This window comes from Acinetobacter sp. 1424608, from assembly GCF_000588255.1.
GTDB lineage: Bacteria > Pseudomonadota > Gammaproteobacteria > Pseudomonadales > Moraxellaceae > Acinetobacter > Acinetobacter nosocomialis.
On record NZ_JFXL01000008.1, the window covers coordinates 1 to 19,750 of the forward strand.

Sequence of the window (19,750 nt, forward strand, 5' to 3'; positions counted from 1 at the left end):
CCGGCCTGTCACGCCGGGGGTCGCGGGTTCGAGCCCCGTCCGCTGCGCCACTTTTATAAAACGCTTTTGCAGGGCGCTTAGCTCAGTTGGTAGAGCGTCTGCCTTACAAGCAGAATGTCGGCGGTTCGATCCCGTCAGCGCCCACCATAATTTGTGACCATACTTTATTTTTAAAGTATTGCAAGTGCAGCGGTAGTTCAGTTGGTTAGAATACCGGCCTGTCACGCCGGGGGTCGCGGGTTCGAGCCCCGTCCGCTGCGCCATTCTCTTGATTCCCTGATCTAGAGGATGTAATGTATAAAGACTTCGGTTGTTGTCTTTTTCAATCAGGGCGCTTAGCTCAGTTGGTAGAGCGTCTGCCTTACAAGCAGAATGTCGGCGGTTCGATCCCGTCAGCGCCCACCATAATTTTTCAAATTTAAAAAATTATATGCACTAATTTATTTAGTGTTTTTTGCATTTCTGCTATTTATATTTCCTATCTATTTTATCTTTGCTATTGTTGGTCAAAACTTCTCTTTCTCTTTCTCTTTCTCTTTCTCTTTCTCTTTCTCTTTCTCTTTCTTAATTTTTTAAGTTCAGATTTATTACTTTAAATTGTGATTACTCTCTCGTTTAATGAAAGCTGCCATACCGTAAAGCAATAGCAGCTTTCTGAACTAACATTAATACTCGTTTAGAATCCAGCCACTCGCGTACGCAAAGTATTCACGCAGCCAAGCGTTATAGCGACTGACTAAAGGAGTTTCGGCAGCAACTGTATAAATATGGGTATAGCCTTGTTTCTTTGCAATAGCTGCAGCTCTTGGGGTATGAAAGTCACTTGTAACAATTGCAATAGGTTGATCAATACTAATATGAGCTTGCTCAAGTAATGGTTTACTGTTTTTAAGGTTAAGTTCAGTACTTGTACTTTTGTCCTCAAGAATCATTCTTTCTTTGGCTATGTGAAAGTGCTGTTCAAGGTAACGAGACATAACTAATGCTTCGGGTTCTTTCTCTGAAAAGTCTAAACCACCTGTTAAAACAACTTTCGCTCGAGGTTGTGAAAGGGCAACAGGGGCTGCTGTATCAAGGCGTTTTGCAAGAATGGCAGAAGGCTGTCCATTTTCGACCCCACTACCTAAAACAATGATTGCTTTCACCGCTGGAATATTTTGGCCTGTATCTTTATTATCTTTAATAAAACTAAAAAAATAGCCTAAGCCAATCAACCAGATCCAGAAACATAACCATCCGAAACGCCAAACTGAATGCAGGCGATAGTGATAAAAGAAAAAACGTTCCAGATGATAATAAAATAGTGCATAGAGGCAGAAAAATGCCCCTAAGATTAAAGGAACAATTGTGCCTACATGAATTTTATTTAGGAAAGCTAGAAATAAGCCGTCTAAAAATAAAATTGAACCAATGATGGCCAAGAAAATCCGAATCCACTTACTGACTTGCATTGTGTTTAGAGTTGCAATTTAAATTGCAGACAGTGTATGCAAAATCATTCCAAATTCAATGCTGATTGCAATAAAAAGCCGAGTAAAGCTTTTCGGCTATTACTCGGCTTTATTATTTATTGATGTTTAATAAACATCACGGCGATAACGACCTTGTTGTCTTAGCTCATCAACTTGTTCTTCACCTAAAATATCAGTCAGTGCTTGATCTACTCCGCTAGCCATTCCTTCAATACTTCCGCAAACATAAAGAACTGCGCCACGTTCAATCCAGTTGGCAAATTCAACTGCATTTTGTCGAATGATATCTTGAACATACACACGTTGCTCTTGATCCCGTGAGAATGCCAAATCAAGTCGTTTTAACATTCCCATTGTTTGCCAAGCTTCAATGGTTGATGCATAGAAGAAATCATGAGCGCGTTGGCGTTCACCGAAAATTAGCCAGTTTTCAGTATAGTTATGACGAGTTCGCGTATGAAGTAAACTCATTAAACCCGCGATTCCCGTTCCATTACCAATACAGATAATTGGACGATTATCATCGATCAAGTGAAAAGACTCATTGGTGCGAATACGTAATGCAATACTCTGATTAATTTCTGTGTATTGAGTCAGCCAGCCAGATCCTAATCCTAAATGGCCAGATTCATCGGTTTGCTGGCGAACAACCAAACGAAGCACTTGCTGAGAAGGGATACTAGCAATTGAATATTCTCGTGTTGGTAGAGTAGGGAGTTGTTCTAATAAGTGGTCCAGATTAGCAAACGGTTCAATCTCACCCGTTAAATTTTTATTCCAAAGCGCTTTTTCAATGGAGATTTGTAGCGAGTCTACCACTGCATTTCTAAGAATATGATGGTGTTGTAAAAACTCATTAATACGTTCAGGGCTATTACCCGGTTGTATTTCAGCAATGTCTCCAGCTTGCCATATAGCTTCATGATTTGCTGTAAGTTCAATATTGTAAGCTGGTTGCCCTAGACTATTTGGGTTGAGCAAGTCACGTTGTTGTAATGTCCAATTATCAAACACTTTTTCAAGATTAACGGCATGCAGCTCTAGTTTAGTTGCTTTTACAAGAGCTTGATTCCAGTTTTGAATATCTGTTGGATTTGCATTATCTACCTCGATAGTATCGAAGTAAGCTTTTGCACCATTGTTTTTAAGCCATCCATCTACAGTGTGACCAAAACTACAATATGTATCTGGGTATTCTTTTGAACCTAAGGCTAATACGGCATATCTGAGATGCTGAAGCTCTAATTTTGTTTTTAATAGCTTTTTTGCAAAATTAGAAGCTAAGTCTGGTGCCTCTCCAGTACCATAAGTACTGATCACAAAAAGAATTTGTTCATGTTCCTGTAAATCCGCTTCAGTTAACTGCTGTATAGATTTAACCTGAACAGGCTGATGTGCTTCTTGCAAGCTGGTTGCGGTACTCCACGCAAGTTGCTCTGCAACTCCTGTTTGGGTGGCATAAGTAATTAACCAAGGTTTCGCATTTTCATCAATGTAGTGACCAGCTAAAGACTGACGAGCTGCCTGTGTCAATTTTTTCTGTTTACGGCGTTTTAGATAAAGCATCCAACCGGTAACAAAGAATAATGGCATGGCTAAAGACGCAAGCATTGCTACAAATTGATAGACTGGTCCAAAAAAGCTGCCACGATGTACAGGTAACATGCTGCTCATGATTTTTTGATTAAGCTTTTTATCTTCATAAAGCTCCATCTTTTCAATATTGGCAGTTTTATAGTTATAGACAGCTTGGTTACGTGCACGCTCGTGTTGTGGCGTTGCATCTACAAAACTTAATTCAACTTTTCCATCGTCTTTTTTCGGTAAGTTTACTGTTAAAGTTGAATAGTCACGTCCAACTTGATTATTAAAACCGTTCCAGGTTTGGTTGAGGGCAGTAATCAGCTGAGTGCTATCTAATTTAGTTTCAGAAGATTTGTCTTTATTGCGTCCAGCTCCGCCATGTCCTTGCATTTTAGGTTGTTCTACACCTAATACTTTGAACATACCGCTACGCCACCAGTCATATGACCAATATAGACCTGTACATGCAAAAAGAAGATAAAAAACAATAACCCAGGTACCTACGACAGCGTGTAAATCCCAAATAAAATTTCGACCTTTAAGTTTGGGTTTAACAGCAAGCCATTGACGTGCAGAGTGCTTTTTTGGCCAACGTAAATACAATCCGCTCAAAACAAAATAGATGAGCATTAGTGCACAAGCGCCGGTAATTTGTTTACCGAATTCACCAGCAGTTAAGTTTCGGTGAATTTGTTGTATTAATAAAAGTAACTCGCGACCTTTAACATCAGGCAATACCTGTGCTGTATAAGGGTTGACCATCATATTGTAGCCACGTCGTTCGCCTTCTTTTTCAATATTGACAACAGAGGAGGCGGTAGGGTCTTTGGCAATCGTAATGCTATTAATTTTAATTTCTGGCTGGGTTGTTGCGAAATGTTGGTAAAGTTGAGCAGGGGTAAGCTTAGGAGTGCTTTCTGCTTGAACAACATAACTATCTGTATTTACCCATTTTAAAATTTGTTGATCATAAGAATAAATTGCGCCTGTAACACCCATAATAGATAAGATGAGGCCAGCACTAATACCCAGAAACCAATGAATTTGAAATAAAAACTTTTTAAACATGGTCGAAAATGTAAATATGATGGAGATCTTGTAACGAAGTATAGCCGAAGATTGCGTAGATAATATGGATTTTGTAGATAATATTAATTTTCATTATCATTTATTTTTAGCTTAATAAAAAACCTCCTATAACGGAGGCTTTTTAATGGGGTGAAATTATAAAGTTTTCGGTTCACCTACAGTTTCTTTCAAATGCTTACGAATTGTATTGAAAGAAAAGTTTTTAGAGTCCATGCGTTTAGGCAAGATATACGCACCTTGCTGTTCTTGGCCCTTAGGATCTTTTACTTTAAAGTTAACTAAAATAAAGTCAGGGGTGTTGTACCATTCATAGATGTTTTTCCATCCAATGGTCCCAACGCCTTCTTGTAATCCCATTTGTTGGCGCATTACGATACCGTGAGGTTGTACACCTAAGCGAATACCTTTGATTTCCTGTACAGGAAACTCATTCATCTTACGCTTAACGTACCATTCCAAACCATATGTGCGGCCAAGGTAATAAAGTACTACACCAACAATGGCTACCCAGCAAATCACTGTAGAATAGTTCTTAATAAAAATAAGACCTAAAATCGCAAGGGCTAAAATTACGCCCATAATTGCCCAGATTTTTGTGCTGATTTTATTGGTGCTGCGCCAGATAAGAAGTTGTGCATTACGTTGTTCAGCTTCTGTAACCTCGTAAGGAACTGGCTGAAGCGTATAAGCATATAAAGTTTTCGCGGTCATAGTGCAAATAACAAATTGTAAACTGTTTTAAGTTTAGCATTAATTGGCATAACTCAGGAAAGGATATTATGCCAATTTCATACTAAATTCCGACTCAAATTTATAATGATGCAAGTTCGTTGGCATCATTATCTAGATCATGACTTAGGCGTTGTTTCAACATACTAAATCGATTCAAAACACTTAGCATCAATGATAACTGCTGTAAAATAATGAGTGATTTCTGGTCATCTTCATCATTTTGGCTTAAACGCTGACGTATAGTCTTAAGCATATTTTGTGCTGTCAAATCAGGCATTTCATCTCTTAACAGCGCACCTTGTATATCGTCTAATGCTTGATCTAAAACGTTAAGAACCGCTTGATCCTGAATCTTTTCTCTATGTGCTCCAAGTGCCGCGATATAACTTAAAAATGTATGATTAAGGCATAAAAATTCAAATATATCTGACTTGCGAGTAGGGTCAAAGTCAGGCTCTGTCGCTAAAGTTGAAATAAGCGAGGCGACTTCAGCATCGGTATTATGAGCAGCGCGGCGAACAATACGATAATTGAGCGCATGGTTATGACCTTCATGGTATTGCTTTACCACTTCCGCTAAATAATTACATTGTGCTTGTAAAGAGCGTCGAATGCTGCGCGGTAGGCGACGGAATTTCCAGTCAGGCCAAATAAAGGTGACACCAAACCACGCTAAAGCACATCCAATTAGGGTATCTACAAATCTAGGAATAGCCGCAGCGACTGCCGAGCCATCTAAGTTAAAGTTAATTAATGCCAAAATTGTGATGAAAGCGGTTGCTTGAGCATATTGCTTACTGCGTAACTCGAAAAATAGTACGCCGCTTAAGACCAGCATGACTAATTGTCCTTCTACGGAAGGTACGAGGAATACCACGCTTAGTCCGACAATAATTCCGACTAATGTCCCAACTATACGTAAACGTAAGCGACGTTTGGTCGCGTTAAAGTTAGGTTGGCTAACAAATAATGCTGTCAACATAATCCAGTAGCCATATTCGATTCGGGTGGTTTGAATAAATACATATCCAATAAAAAGAACAATCGAAACTCGAATGGCATGACGAAACAGTACAGATTCAGGGGTTAGATTTTGTTTTATTCGTACAACAATATCATTCCAACCTTTTAAATCATCATCTTTGAGTTGGTTTTCAGCCTGCTTTACTTTGTCTGACTGAATATGCTGTTCCGTTTCTAAGTTGAGTAATTGTGAGTCAATAGATTTTAAATTTCGGTATAAGGCAAAAAGAGCATTTACCCATAACAAGTCATACTGTTGATCTTTTCTTAATTTTTCTAAAGATAAGCGTAAGTTCTCAAAACTCTGTTTAAAACGTTTGTTATGGATATATGGTTTGCGTTGTAAAATACATTCATTCAACTCTTGGCAGGCTTTACCCTGAACCGCCAAAATACGCTGAAATCTGAATAAAATATCACTGTGCTGAAAAATCTTTGCTAACTTTTGATAGTCGATATGAGCAGAGTCTGCACGTTCATGAATATCTTGTGCGACAAAATAATAATGTAGGCTACGGCGAGTGTCTTTTTGTCCTCGGTCACCTTTTAAGCGGGTTAAAAGGGCGGTTTTAAGATCATTAAAAATAGTAATCAATTTGCCATTTTCTAATGAAAGATCAATCATGCTTTGCTGATAACTGGCAGGAGTCATATCAACATCAAATAAATTGGATTTGGCAAATAGGAAGTCACCTAACGAACCATAAGAGGCTGCTAGTTTGTCTTGAAGTTGGCGAACAGGAAATAATAAAAAGCTAATGGTTGCAATAAGTCCGTACCATGCTGCTCCCGCAACTAAAAGCGCTGGCTGAATATACCATTGGTCAAATAAATGAACCCCCAACATGGTATAAACCGAAACAACCAGACATCCATAAGAGATTGTCGCGTAACGGCGGCCTAGTGACCCGAGTAGAATCCAACCAATACAAGAGGCAATCAACCCTAGTGCAAAAAGCATTGGATAAGGGAAAAGTAATTGCACGGAAGCGGCAGTAATGAAGAAACCAATATAGGTGTAAATCAAATTCATGATTCGCACTGAAAAGCGATCATCAATATCACTTAAACCAGCTGCGACCACCCCTAAAGTGAGGGGAATTGTTGCTAATTGATGGCCTAGAAAATAAGGCACGAACGCAGTTCCTGAAAAGGCAATCAGCATCCGCACGTTATACATAAATGATGTGTTATAAGTCGCTCTTTTTAGGCGTTTAAACCAAGATTTCAAATGAAGTCCTTGCTGATCAACCTGAGTGATAAAGGATTTGCGTATTTCTACACCAATGTTGCACAAATCATACGATAGACAGTGTAAGCTTGTCTGTATGCAAATGATTGAAAAATGAAATATCGTTATGTCTGAACAAACAGCCCAGCGTCAATATTCTATTGGCTGGATTATGTTGCTCGCTTTACTCACGGCTTTAGGGCCATTATCCATTGATATGTACTTACCTGCGTTGCCTCAAATGGCCCATGATTTTGGGGTGAGTACGCAAATGGTAGCAAACACATTGCCAGCTTATTTTTTTGGTTTAGCTATTGGACAACTGGTATATGGACCTTTAAGCGACCGTATCGGTCGAAAAAAGCCTCTTTATTTTGGGCTTGCGCTTTATGCAGTCGCAAGCTTGTTTTGCGTGCTCGCTACAAATGAATGGAGTCTAATAGCTGCCCGTATTTTACAAGCTTTAGGTGGTTGTGTAGGTGTGGTTATGGCTCGTGCTGCTATACGCGATCGGTTAGATGTACAAGGTTCGGCACAAGCTTTTTCTAGCATGATGATTGTAATGGGTTTAGCGCCTATTTTGGCACCTATGATTGGGGCCTGGATTTTAATCTGGTTTCCATGGCAAGCGATTTTTATTGCGCTTTCAATTGTGGGCGCAATTTGTTGGCTATGTGTACATTTCTTTTTTAAAGAAACTTTGGCAACTGATAAGAGGCTCAAATTATCTCTATATCAAGTGGCTACCTTATATGGTGCTATTTTCAAAGATGCGAGCTTCCGTTTACCTATGTTTGCAGGATGTTTAACAGGTGCAGCGCTATTTTGTTATATCAGCTCAGCTCCCGCCGTTTTTATGGATCAATATGGGCTAAATCAACAAGAGTTTGCTTATGTATTTGGACTGAATGCTTTTGGCATTATGTTAATGTCATCTTTAAATAAGCACTTAACTACACGTGTTGAAATTACTAAGCGTTTAAAAGCAGGTTCAATGGTACAGGTGACAGGTGCAAGTATTGTGTTGATTGCTGGTTTAATTTCTGCAGCACCTTTATGGCTAGTAATGTTAGGACTGTTTTTAGCGATTTCAGGAATTGGTTTAACTGGACCAAATGCCATGGCTCTAGCCATGTCAAAGCAAGGTGCTCGTGCAGGAACCGCTAGTGCAATTATGGGCAGTATGCAATTTGCTTGCGGTTTATTGGGTGGTGTACTGCTTAACTTCCTTATTTGGTCCGCATCACTCAATATGGGAGTGATGATGGTGCTATTTACATTAAGTGGTTTTATTGTTGTTTTAAAAGCGACGGGACAAGCAAAAAGCCAAGCACTCTCTTGATTTTAAGAGAGTGGTTTGCTTGAGTCTTTAATCAAGAAAAACTGCAAAATTCTCAACAGGCTCTCTAGGCGTAATAAAGGTATTCACAATGTGTGTAGGGTCGGCATGACCTAGCGCAATTGCACATACCAACTCTTCGTCATCTGCTGCGCCTAAAATATCTAACACTAACGGATGGAAATGGTTCCAAGCGGCTTGAGGGCAGGTGTCTAATCCCCGAGCCTTGGCCGCGACCATGACATTTTGAATCATCATGGCGATATCCATTTTGGAACCAATTCCCATTGCTTTATTGACTGTAAAGAAAATTCCGACTGGTGCATCAAACAGTTTGAAGTTACGTAACTGCTGTGCAGCCATTTTTTCTTTTTCGCCCTTTTTAATCTCTAAGAGACCATAAAGACCCCAGCCATTTTCTCGGCGACGGTCAATAAAAGGTGAAATCCATTTTTCAGGATAATAGGCAAAAGTTTCTTTATATTGTTCTGCAAGTTCTGGATTTTTAGAAATCTCAATCTGTGCTGTACAAACACGCTCTACCATTTCATCACGTTTTTGTCCTGTCACGACATAGACTTTCCACGGTTGAGTATTGGTTCCTGAAGGTGCTCGGCTCGCGACTTTTAAGATATCCTTAATGATTTCGGGCTCAATGGGTGTGTTTAAAAAAGCACGGACAGAGTGTCGAGAGGTAATGGCCTCGTCAACAAGGCGGATTTGTTCCAGATTCATGAGGACTCCTGATCTTATTCTCAATGTTTAATGTTTATAAAAGTCTAATTTTGTGCGCCAAAATTGATGCATTTATAAACAAAAAATATTAGAAAAGTGATTTCCTTATATGTATGATGACTCGATTCTTTTAGACAGATGTCTAATCAATGAGAGTTTGAAAGTGTCATTTTAGATTTAAATAGACAAAATATTGTGACTTGTTTGGTCATTAAATTAAAATGAAAATAAAGTTTGAGTAAAAAATATTCAATTAGAAAAAAGGTAGAATATGTTTAAAAACAGTACAAAACAAATGGTTTTGTATGAAAAATAACCTTAAAGAGCATAATCTTTTAATGAAAAACATACACAAAATTTTAAATTTCTGCATAATACCGACTTTTTTACGCAGGTATGATTTCTCCATACTCACGTTAGGAAAAAGTAGTGGCTGCATAACAAAATACTTTTACAAAAAGGATTTTGTGCAGGAATGGAGAAATACACGAGGTATAAGGAGCTTTACATGAGTTTACCGCTCATCAACAAGCAGTTCATGAAACAAGGATTGGCGATTACCATTGCGACCATGAAAATGAACTTAACTCACGCAACGACTAAGCCACAAAAAATACAACAGCTTGGTACACATCTCAACGCACTCTTCTTGAATAACAAAGAAAGGGGCGCAGATAGTCGCGTCATAGCGATGGCTTGTTACAGTCTTTGAAATTTAAATCCAGTTTAGACATTCGCCCAAAAGTATATGTAAATATGCTTATTGGCTTAAATCCAGTTTTTATAACTCGATTAATTGATGGGAATCATTAAGCGAGCTGATTTAGCGGTGGTCATTTGTTAGTTTCCAAGTTTGTAGCCGAGTCGATGCATACTGTTCACCCAAATGGGAATATGTTCAGTAATGCGATGAATTCATTTTATTTGAAGGATGCTTTCTCTCATGCGACCTTCAAAGGCTTAGTGCTGGGCATCATGTTGCTTAAACTTGTGACGATAATTGCTATTCAATTGACATTAAAAGTTTTTTCTTAAATGTACTGAAAAAGTCCCTATTGCTAGGGGCTTTTTTGTTTATTGCAGATTTTGGCTTGTGCTAATAGCACTTTAGCAAGAACGTAAGCGGACCGAGTATGAATGAACAACTCAATGCCACACTGATGTCGTGGGTAAAATTTTTTAATGACCCTTTATGGGATTTTCTGGTTATTTTCTTGCTGGCTGTCGGTATTTTTTATACGGTCTTAACAGGAGCAGTGCAAATTCGCATGTTCTTGCAAAGTATTCGTGTTATGAAAAGCAGTCGTACTGAAGGCGAAGACGAGCATGGTCTTACTCCTTTTCAGGCGTTCGTAACAGGCCTTGCGAGCCGTGTTGGGGTAGGTAACATTGCTGGTGTAGCAATCGCTATCGCAATTGGTGGTCCTGGTGCAGTGTTCTGGATGTGGGTAACCGCTGTTCTTGGTATGAGCTCGGCTTTCATTGAGTCTACACTTGCTCAGCTATTTAAGGTGAGAGACAACAAGAGCAAACAGTTCCGTGGTGGACCGGCTTACTATATTACTCAAGGTTTACGTAGTAAAACCTTTGGTGTAGTTTTCGCACTGGCATTAATCTTTACCTATGGTTTCGTATTTAACTCAGTTCAAATCAATGCGATTGCAAATGCATCTTCACATGCATGGGGTTGGGACAAAGCCAATCTTATTGCTCATTTAGGTGGTGTTGATTTAGAAATTTCTTGGGTTGGTCTTGCACTTGTCGTGATGGTTGCATTGGCAATTTTTGGTGGTATTAAACGTATCGCTAAATTTGCAGAAATGTTTGTACCTTTAAAAGCGGGTCTTTACCTATCTGTTGCGTTGTATATTGCATTAAGCAACTATGCAATTTTACCTGACGTGTTAAAACTCATTGTAACTGAAGCTTTCCATTTCAATGCTGCGGCAGGTGGTTTCTTCGGTGCTGCCATATCAATGGCAATGATGCAGGGTATTAAGCGTGGTTTGTTCTCAAACGAAGCTGGTATGGGTTCTGCTCCGAATGCTGCCGCTGCTTCTGATGTAAAACATCCTGTAAACCAAGGCTTAGTGCAAATGCTTGGTGTATTCGTAGATACCTTCATTGTATGTACAAGTACAGCAATCATCATTTTGGTTTCTGGTGTTTATCATGATGCAGGCTTTGTTGGTGTTGAATTAACTCAACGCGCATTAGAGACTCAAGTTGGACACTGGGGTTCTGACTTCCTGGCAGTTCTATTATTCTTGTTCTGTTATTCTGCTGTATTAGGGAACTATGCTTATGCGGAAAGTAATGTGCAGTTCATTAATAACAACCCGAAAATTATGTTCATCTTCCGTATTTTTGTATTGGTGATGGTGTATTTCGGTGCAATTGGTAGTGTTCCATTAGTTTGGTCAATGGCTGACTTGTTTATGGGTATCATGGCTACTATTAACTTAGTCGCAATTTTACTGTTAACACCTGTAGCTCGTACTTTATTGAAAGACTACCGTGAGCAATTAAAACAAGGTATTAAAGAACCAGAATTTAAAATTAATAAATATCCAGAGTTGAAGAAAAAAGTCGATTCAGATATTTGGTAATTTTCAAAAAAGCCTCTTAGAAATAAGGGGCTTTTTTTATGGAGCATAAAAACACTTGAGTATAAAATTTAAACATGACAAATTAAATAAATTCACTACAGCTTTTCACAAAACGAGCAACTAAAATTGCAATTCGGAAATTAATGTCATAGTGCAAAGATGGGCCATGAAACAGCTTAAATTGTGGGTTCTCGGACTTTCTATGGTGTTGGCTGGGTGCCAGACCACCTCACACTTATCTGCCTTAAAACCACAAACGGCAGAGGCATATTCACGTTTTGTCGACCAGCCTTTTGCACAGCTTAAGAAGCAGCATAAAAAACCAGTTGTCGCATTGGTGTTAGGTAGTGGAGGTGCTCGAGGTTATGCACATATTGGTGTTATTGAAGTCTTAGAGCAACATGGTATTCGCCCTGATTTTATTGTAGGAACTAGTGCAGGTAGTATTGTTGGGGCAATTTATGCCAGTGGAAAAACACCTGATGAACTGCGTGATACCGCATTAAAAATGAAAGCGGGTGACGTTCGTGATATCAGTATTGGTTTAAAAGGTTTTTTTGACGGGAAAAAAGTTGAAGACTATGTAAATCAGCAAGTAAATAATTTACCACTCGAAAAAATGAAAATACCAATGTATGTGGTCGCAACAGAGCTTAAGCATGGTAACAAAACAGTATTTAACTACGGTAATACTGGGCAAGCTGTAAGAGCCTCAGCCTCAATACCAAGTATGTTTGTCCCTACTAAAATTGGTAAATCTGAATATGTAGATGGCGGTTTAGTGAGCCCGGTTCCTGTTGAAGTAGCACGAGACTTAGGTGCAGATGTCATTATTGCTGTAGATATTCTGGCTCAACCGATCTATACGGAAACCTCGAATGTATGGGGGCTGTTTAACCAAAATATTAATATTATGCAAGGACGTTTAGCTGCTGAAGAACTTCAATATGCAGATGTCGTGATTCAACCGGATTTAAGAGAAAAAGCGCATATTTTTGATGTGAAAGGCCGTGAAGCTACTATGCGAGCTGGTGTTGAGGCAGCAAATGCAAAACTGTCCGATATTCAGTTTGCGATTGATGAAAAAATAGCTGAACAGAATCTCTCTACCGATGGATTAAGCGCTCAGTCAAAATAAATTAAAAGCAAGTATATGAAAATTAAATAAAAGCCCGAGAAGGGCTTTTTTATTGAAAAATAAAAGATTTGTATGTACTGACAAAAATTTTTGTATAGTGGAGTTATGCTGAAAACTACTCATGACAGATATGAGAAATTCATGCTATTTTCAAAAAAATAATTGATTTGTAACATATTGAGGCCGATTAATTAGATGATTCAGCAACAGCTAAAACATGAGTTTCCAACATTAGAAGATATACATGCCGCTGCAGAGCGTTTAGATGGTTTAGTGGTTAAAACGCCTTTTGTTTTTTCAGAAACCATTTCTAAAACTTTAGGGGCAGAAATGTGGCTGAAATTTGAAAATCTACAATTTACGGCTTCTTTTAAAGAACGGGGCGCATTAAATAAGCTTTTAAGTTTATCTGAGCAAGAAAAGCAACATGGTGTAATCGCTGCTTCAGCCGGTAACCATGCACAAGGCGTTGCTTATCATGCTCAGCGTACGGGTGTAACTGCAACCATTGTCATGCCTAAATCAACACCCAATGTAAAGGTACAACGTGTACGTGAATACGGTGCACGGGTTATTTTGCATGGACAAGACTTTTCAGAAGCTGCTGCTGAAATGCACCGTGTTGCCCAAGAAGAATCATTAACTATTATTCATCCTTTTGACGATGCTGAAATTATTGCTGGTCAAGGCACCATTGCACTTGAAATGCTAGGTGCCGTACCTGACTTGGACATATTGGTGGTCCCTATTGGCGGTGGTGGTCTCATTTCAGGTATTGCGATTGCGGCAAAATCGATAAATCCTAAAATTAAGATAATCGGGGTTCAGTCGGTTGTTTACCCAAGCATGGCGAAATTGCTTTGTAACTATCAAATTGCGGTTTCATTAGGTTCAACCGTAGCTGAAGGTATTGCGGTTAAAACTCCGGGTGAGCTTACGACCCAAGTGGCTAAAGAATATGTTGATGATATTGTGGTAGTCACTGAAGACATGATTGAAGAAGCGATTGCGCTGTTGCTTAACATTGAAAAAACAGTGTGCGAGGGAGCAGGGGCGACAGGTATCGCTGCAATTATGTCTCGACCAGATCTATTTTTAGGTCATAAAGTCGGCGTGGGGTTATCTGGGGGCAATATTGATACACGTGTAATGGTTTCGGTATTACAGCGTCACTTAACCCGTACGGGACGTATGGTTCGTATTCGTGTTGAATTACCAGATAATCCGGGGGCTTTAGCACGTTTAACAGCAATTATTGCTGAGCAGGGAGGTAATATTTATGAACTGCGCCATGAACGCTTTGCTGCCACAAGTCGCGCAAAAGAAAGTGCGGTAAGTGTCGATGTTGAGTTAAAAAGTGCTCCAGATCTGGAACCTTTAATTCAGGCTATGCAGCTTGAAGGCTATATTGTTCGTAAAGAAGAGATTTAAACACTCATATTGCTATGATATAAAAGCTGTATATGGCTCTTAAGGGAGTCATATGCAAAGCAATTTAAACGGATTAAATTGCAACAAGGATGAATTTACAAAAAAACGATCAAATCCTTCAATGAAACGGGAAAAACTGACAATTCTCTAAACTTTGCCCTTCACAATTTTAAGGTTTAGGTTTTAGTATTCTCCTCATTGCAAATTTGAAGAAATATAGGGATAACAACGCTCAATGTTCAAATCTTTTTTTCCGTCACCACGGTATTTTTTTATATCGGCGGTTATTTGGATCGCACTAAATATGGTGCTCTGGTACACAGGTGGAAACACATGGGGAACTTTTATCGGCTTTGCTCAAGGCTATCATCAGGCTCAATTACCTGTTGGTGTTAGCCGTTTTTGGTCTCCAACTTTCTTATGGTTTTATGTCTGGTTTTTAGTCTCCACAGCATTGTTTGCTGGTTTTTGGAAAATTGTTTCTAATAATCCGTGGCAGCGTTGGTCTATCTGGGGATCGGCATTTATTTTATTTAATATCTGGTTTGGTGTTCAGGTCAGTGTTGCCATTAATGCATGGTATGTACCATTTTGGGACTTAATTCAAAAAATGCTTTCTGATGGAGGTGGAGACCTCTCAGCACTATACAGTGAAACTCTAGTTTTTCTTTATATTGCAATGGTTGCTGTGACCTTGGCCGTAATTAATGCTTTTTTCACCAGTCATTATGTATTCCGTTGGCGTACGGCAATGAATGAGTACTACACGGAACATTGGGAAAAGCTTCGCCATATTGAAGGTGCTTCGCAACGTGTGCAAGAAGATACGATGCGTTTTGCGACTATTATGGAGGACCTAGGTGTTGAACTGGTAAAAGCTGTGATGATTTTAATCGCGTTTTTACCTATTTTATTTCAACTTTCTAAACACGTTCCCGTTTTACCAATTGTTGGTGAGTTAAACCACTCTTTGGTATGGGCTGCAATTGTATGGGCTGCTTTTGGTACAGTTCTACTCATGGTGGTTGGTATTAAATTACCAGGTCTACAATTTAACAATCAAAAAGTAGAAGCAGCTTATCGTAAAGAACTAGTTTATGGTGAAGATCATATTGAACGTGCAAAACCGGCTACTTTAAAAGAGCTTTTTAGTCGAGTCCGTACAAACTATTTCCGTCTTTATTTTCATTATGCTTACTTTAACTTGGTAGCAACTTGGTATAAGCAATTAGACATTTTATATAGTCTAGTTGTCTTATTCCCTGCAATTGCGAGTGGGAAGATGACGTTAGGCTTAATTAACCAAATTGGTGGTGTATTTGATAAGGTTCGTGAATCATTCCAATATTTAATTAGTTCATGGAAAACCATTATTGAATTACTTTCGATTTACAAGCGTTTAAAAGCTTTTGAATCAACATTGCATAAATAAATGAAAACCCGCGAAAGCGGGTTTTTTTTATGGTTATTGATTTAATGTGTGGCATTATAAAAATTAAGAATAGGGCCAACCAAAGACTGCTGCGATTTATCTAAGGTGACTTGAATCTCTTTATAATTGAACGTGTCCTCATCATAATATTTTGCAATACCATGCGTTTTATTGTTCACTTGTGGAATTTGATAACTAAAAAAAGCCACTTTTTTAGAGGGATGAACGATGTTAATGAGTTTTTTAGAGTCTTTGAATCCGCCAAAATCATCTTCAACACTTTCTTTTAACAGTTCAGGAAAATACAGCGTTGCATTTGGTAATCCACACCCAACGCAAAAAGAAGAGTCATAAAGCTCTATCGCTTGTTTTTGATCTGGACTCATTGCTAAAGCAAAACCAGTTCCATTCGCACCTGCATTTGCTTCTACATCTTGCCAGTTACGTGGAACCAGTACTAATCCTATTTCAGGTAATGCAAGAAGCTTGAGTTGCTTAGCATGTTGAGTATCGAGTTTAAAATTAAAATGGCAGCTTTTAGGTGTGCATTTTTCAAAATTTTTAAGTAAACCATCCTCCATTGGGTTTTGTGCAGTAACGCCATAAAAAGGGACTGTAACGCCGTTTAAAAAATTTGCTTCGCCAAGAGCGTAGAACTGATTATCTGCTTTGCGGGTTGCAGCAGAGCTATCAAACTTTGGAAAAAGAGGAGTAAAGCTTTTTACTTCTGCATAAGCAGTTGAAGTGAGACTTACCAATGCCGTGCATAATAAAAAATTTAATTTTTTCATTTTTAGAAAGTAATCAATTTAAAATCTTATATAAATCTAACATATTCTTTTAAACTATAAGGTAATTCAAAATAGAAAACTGTTTTTAATTTCATAATAAAAACAGATTTATAGAGATATGGAAAAATGAAAAATATACTTTCAATTTGCTGTTTAGCAGCAATAAGTTCTTATAGTTTTGCTCAAGATATTAAAGGCATTTCATTTTCTCATCAAGAATGGGAAATCTATTGTAGTAATACAGGTACTTGTAAGGCTGCTGGCTATCAAAATGAAGACAATGGTGATAATCCAGCTTCAATTTTAATAACTCGTAAAGCAGGGCCAAAACAACCTGTGCAAGTTGAGTTTGCTTTGTCTGACTATGAACAAAGCATGCCTGCAAATCAGCTTAAAAATATCCATTTTTATATCAATGGCAAAGACTTAGGACCGGTAACTGTAGACGGTACTGAGCTGCCAATTATGGGTAAACTAAGTAGCTTACAAGCTAATGCTCTACTACAGCAGTCTAAACAGAAAACTGAAATTACATTTAAAAATGCGCAGCATCAATGGAAAATTTCTGATGAAGGAATTACTGCTGTGTTATTAAAAATGGATGATTTTCAGAAGCGTATTGGAACCGTTGGTGCTTTAGTGAAAAAGGGCAGTGCCAATGAAAATCAAGTGCTAATGCCTGAGCCAAAACTAGTTGTAAAACGTATTAAGACGGCAACCAAACCTTACTTAACTCTACAGCCAAAAAATAAACAGTACCAAGCAATATACCGTAGTCTGATGGCAGCTAAACCGAATCCGAAAGAAGACGGCTTTTGTGAAGGCGTTTATGGCGGTAATAGTGATGGAGCTGAACCACAAGAAATCGAGCTATATAAATTAACCAATCAAAAAGTTCTGGCAACTACGTTGTGCTTGAGAGGCGCCTATAACGAAGGGTATGGAGCTTGGGTGCTAGATGAGTCTTTAAATGGTAAAGCAACTTTTGTGACCGAGTCTGCTTCAGATTTCGATAGCGGTATGATCAGCAGTTCTCAAAAGGGACGAGGTATTGGGGACTGCTGGGCAAGTGAAGAATGGGTCTGGGATGGCAAGAGTTTTGTACACACTAAGGATATGTGGACAGGGATGTGTAAAGGCTTGGCAGCAGGTGGGGTGTGGGAGCTTGATCGAATAGAGACTGTGGTGAAATAACTACTTTGCGGTTACAGAGTCATAACAGGTAACTTTGGTGACTCTGTGATAAAAAGAACAGATTGTTTATTGGAGCTAGACCTATGTCACGTCATCTTTACGCTATTGCTCGCCATAAGTTTTCACATCTGAGTCGTTCAATATGTGTGGCGGCGGCTGTACTAGGCACAACACAAATTGCAATGGCGGGTCCAACAGTCGATCAGCTCAGTGATTGTCTTGTTAAAGCGACAACAGCTTCAGATAAAACTACAGTGCTTCAGTGGACATTTACGGCTTTAGCAGCTCATCCCGATTTAAAAGCATTTAGTAATGTAACACCTGAGCAAAAAGACCAGTTAGACCAAAAACTGGCTCAGGTTTTACAACGCGTGATTGTAGAGCAATGTTCTACCCAAACTAAAGCTGTGATTAAGGCAGAAGGTGTTAAGGCAGTTGGAGAAGCTTTCCAACAGTTAGGTCAGAGTGCTGGTGAAGATATTGTTAAAGACCCAGCCGTTAAACAACAGTTGCAAGGCACATTACGCTATATCGACCTAAACAAATTGGTGACAACGTTTTTAACACCAGAGATTTGGAATAAGCTGGGAATTACAAGATAAAAATCTAGTTTTCTATTTTGATAATAAAGCCTGCTATTTAAGTGCAGGCTTTATTGTATACGGGATAAAGTGATTTATTTAGATCGTAATCGTAGCGCCTAATACTTTCACAAATTGAGCTAACCAAGCTGGATGAGCAGGCCAAGCTGGTGCTGTCACCAAATGTCCATCTGTAACAGCATCAGTTACAGCAATATCTGCATATTGACCACCTGCGAGTTTTACTTCGGCCGCACATGCTGGATAAGCTGAGCAGAGGCGGTCTTTTAATACATCTGCCGCAGCGAGTAACTGAGCACCGTGGCATACAGCTGCAATTGGTTTTTTCACTCTATCAAATTCACGTACAATTTCGATAATACGTTCATTCATGCGTAAATACTCTGGCGCACGGCCACCCGGAATAACTAGACCTACATAGTCTTCGGTATTAATGACATCAAAATCATAGTTAATCGCGAAGTTGTGACCACGTTTTTCGCTATAAGTTTGCTCACCTTCAAAGTCATGAATCGCAGTCGCAATATGGTCACCGTTCTTTTTATTCGGACAAACAGCATGTACGGTATAACCTAAACCAGTTAAGAACTGGAAAGGAACCATAGTTTCATAGTCTTCAGCATAGTCACCAACTAACATTAAAATCTTTTTAGACATGATTTATCTCTCTTTTTAAAATATAAGTGATTTCAATTTTTAATTTAAATTAGCACAATGAAAGTATGATTTTTAGCAAAAAGCACATTCTTTAGTCGAAGGGTGCTTCATAAGGGATATAAAAAAGCCTCGATAAATCGAGGCTTTTAAATTTATGGGGTCTGATTTTTATAACTCACAAGCTTTACCTTCATATTCACGACGGTTAAGGGTGTATTCCTTACCATTCCATCGATAAATAGGAAAACAGAAGCCTGTTCCCCCATTTTCAATATCAGGCCAGCCATCTTTGCCTTTAGTTTTCAAAAAGGTGGGAATGCCAGAGTCGCTAAATAGTTTTTTCCATTGACCATCTTTTTGCTGTGAAACTATATAATAGCCAACACCCGTATTGCCATAACACATAGTGCTACTATCTTGAATAACCGCATCTTTATAGCCATCGCCATTTAAATCTTTATAAATGATAATTTCACCAGTATCACAGTTACCTTTCCAGCCATGTTTTGTTTTTTTGAAATTTGCAGCTTTAAAAATAGATGCTACTTCACTCTTTGGGACTTGAACCGTTTGAGCAAAAAGTGTCGAGTTTATTAACAATAAAGAGGTCGTAATAAGTAATTTATTTATCATGAGTAACTTGTTCAGCATAGTTTTAGCTTAAAAATTATTGTGGATTCATTGCATTTCA

Annotated in this window: 17 protein-coding genes and 3 tRNA genes; 12 read left to right on the forward strand and 8 right to left on the reverse strand. The window is 38.7% G+C overall.

The window, feature by feature from the left end:
* Window positions 1-71 precede the first annotated feature (71 nt).
* The 3 genes from J678_RS13380 (at window position 72) to J678_RS13390 (ending at window position 405) form a co-directional block, all read left to right on the forward strand.
* Window positions 72-147 (forward strand) — tRNA-Val (locus tag J678_RS13380).
* Window positions 148-186: 39 nt separating this feature from the next.
* Window positions 187-263: transfer RNA gene (locus J678_RS13385), tRNA-Asp, on the forward strand.
* Window positions 264-329: 66 nt separating this feature from the next.
* Window positions 330-405 (forward strand) — tRNA-Val (locus tag J678_RS13390).
* A 260-nt stretch (window positions 406-665) separates the two neighbouring features.
* Here the strand turns inward: J678_RS13390 and J678_RS13395 are convergent.
* From J678_RS13395 to yccS, 4 genes are all read right to left on the reverse strand, one after another.
* Entirely contained in the window at window positions 666-1,451 is a 786-nt protein-coding gene (locus tag J678_RS13395) for a YdcF family protein (protein WP_017393879.1), read from the reverse strand.
* 126 nt (window positions 1,452-1,577) lie between these two features.
* Window positions 1,578-4,124, reverse strand: coding sequence for a PepSY domain-containing protein (locus tag J678_RS13400; protein ID WP_017393878.1), 2,547 nt, complete (start codon window positions 4,122-4,124; stop codon window positions 1,578-1,580).
* A gap of 156 nt (window positions 4,125-4,280) precedes the next feature.
* Window positions 4,281-4,856 carry an SdpI family protein gene (locus tag J678_RS13405; protein WP_002051565.1) on the reverse strand — a complete coding sequence of 192 codons (576 nt, stop codon included), beginning with the start codon at window positions 4,854-4,856 and terminating at the stop codon, window positions 4,281-4,283.
* Between the two features lie 100 nt (window positions 4,857-4,956).
* Window positions 4,957-7,131: a YccS family putative transporter gene (gene yccS, locus J678_RS13410; RefSeq protein WP_017393877.1), complete on the reverse strand. Its 2,175-nt coding sequence runs from the start codon at window positions 7,129-7,131 to the stop codon at window positions 4,957-4,959.
* 127 nt (window positions 7,132-7,258) lie between these two features.
* Between yccS and J678_RS13415 the strand changes: the two genes are divergently transcribed.
* Window positions 7,259-8,473: a multidrug effflux MFS transporter gene (locus J678_RS13415; RefSeq protein WP_000003700.1), complete on the forward strand. Its 1,215-nt coding sequence runs from the start codon at window positions 7,259-7,261 to the stop codon at window positions 8,471-8,473.
* 27 nt (window positions 8,474-8,500) lie between these two features.
* Here the strand turns inward: J678_RS13415 and J678_RS13420 are convergent, their stop codons facing one another.
* On the reverse strand, window positions 8,501-9,205 hold the full coding sequence (locus J678_RS13420) for a nitroreductase (protein WP_017393876.1): 705 nt from the start codon (window positions 9,203-9,205) through the stop codon (window positions 8,501-8,503).
* 508 nt (window positions 9,206-9,713) lie between these two features.
* Between J678_RS13420 and J678_RS13425 the strand changes: the two genes are divergently transcribed.
* From J678_RS13425 to sbmA, 6 genes are all read left to right on the forward strand, one after another.
* Window positions 9,714-9,917 (forward strand): hypothetical protein, encoded by a 204-nt coding sequence (locus J678_RS13425; protein ID WP_002051146.1) that lies wholly within the window; start codon window positions 9,714-9,716, stop codon window positions 9,915-9,917.
* A 182-nt stretch (window positions 9,918-10,099) separates the two neighbouring features.
* Window positions 10,100-10,240, forward strand: coding sequence for a hypothetical protein (locus tag J678_RS23120; protein ID WP_079377098.1), 141 nt, complete (start codon window positions 10,100-10,102; stop codon window positions 10,238-10,240).
* Window positions 10,241-10,338: 98 nt separating this feature from the next.
* Window positions 10,339-11,814, forward strand: a complete 1,476-nt coding sequence (locus J678_RS13430) for an alanine/glycine:cation symporter family protein (RefSeq protein ID WP_002051404.1) — start codon at window positions 10,339-10,341, stop codon at window positions 11,812-11,814.
* 166 nt (window positions 11,815-11,980) lie between these two features.
* Window positions 11,981-12,952 carry a patatin-like phospholipase family protein gene (locus tag J678_RS13435; protein WP_017393875.1) on the forward strand — a complete coding sequence of 324 codons (972 nt, stop codon included), beginning with the start codon at window positions 11,981-11,983 and terminating at the stop codon, window positions 12,950-12,952.
* A 195-nt stretch (window positions 12,953-13,147) separates the two neighbouring features.
* On the forward strand, window positions 13,148-14,383 hold the full coding sequence (locus tag J678_RS13440; protein WP_032027352.1) for a threonine ammonia-lyase: 1,236 nt from the start codon (window positions 13,148-13,150) through the stop codon (window positions 14,381-14,383).
* Between the two features lie 235 nt (window positions 14,384-14,618).
* Window positions 14,619-15,815, forward strand: a complete 1,197-nt coding sequence (gene sbmA / locus J678_RS13445) for a peptide antibiotic transporter SbmA (RefSeq protein WP_017393873.1) — start codon at window positions 14,619-14,621, stop codon at window positions 15,813-15,815.
* 41 nt (window positions 15,816-15,856) lie between these two features.
* Here the strand turns inward: sbmA and J678_RS13450 are convergent, their stop codons facing one another.
* Window positions 15,857-16,606 carry a DUF4850 domain-containing protein gene (locus J678_RS13450; RefSeq protein WP_017393872.1) on the reverse strand — a complete coding sequence of 250 codons (750 nt, stop codon included), beginning with the start codon at window positions 16,604-16,606 and terminating at the stop codon, window positions 15,857-15,859.
* 126 nt (window positions 16,607-16,732) lie between these two features.
* On the opposite strand from J678_RS13450, the gene J678_RS13455 reads away from it, so the two are divergent.
* Window positions 16,733-17,800 carry a DUF1176 domain-containing protein gene (locus tag J678_RS13455; RefSeq protein WP_017393871.1) on the forward strand — a complete coding sequence of 356 codons (1,068 nt, stop codon included), beginning with the start codon at window positions 16,733-16,735 and terminating at the stop codon, window positions 17,798-17,800.
* Between the two features lie 83 nt (window positions 17,801-17,883).
* Window positions 17,884-18,402: a hypothetical protein gene (locus J678_RS13460; protein ID WP_004705802.1), complete on the forward strand. Its 519-nt coding sequence runs from the start codon at window positions 17,884-17,886 to the stop codon at window positions 18,400-18,402.
* A 78-nt stretch (window positions 18,403-18,480) separates the two neighbouring features.
* Here the strand turns inward: J678_RS13460 and J678_RS13465 are convergent, their stop codons facing one another.
* Window positions 18,481-19,059 carry a DJ-1/PfpI family protein gene (locus J678_RS13465; protein ID WP_017393870.1) on the reverse strand — a complete coding sequence of 193 codons (579 nt, stop codon included), beginning with the start codon at window positions 19,057-19,059 and terminating at the stop codon, window positions 18,481-18,483.
* A gap of 168 nt (window positions 19,060-19,227) precedes the next feature.
* Window positions 19,228-19,692, reverse strand: a complete 465-nt coding sequence (locus J678_RS13470; protein ID WP_025466168.1) for a hypothetical protein — start codon at window positions 19,690-19,692, stop codon at window positions 19,228-19,230.
* Between the last annotated feature and the right edge of the window lie 58 nt (window positions 19,693-19,750).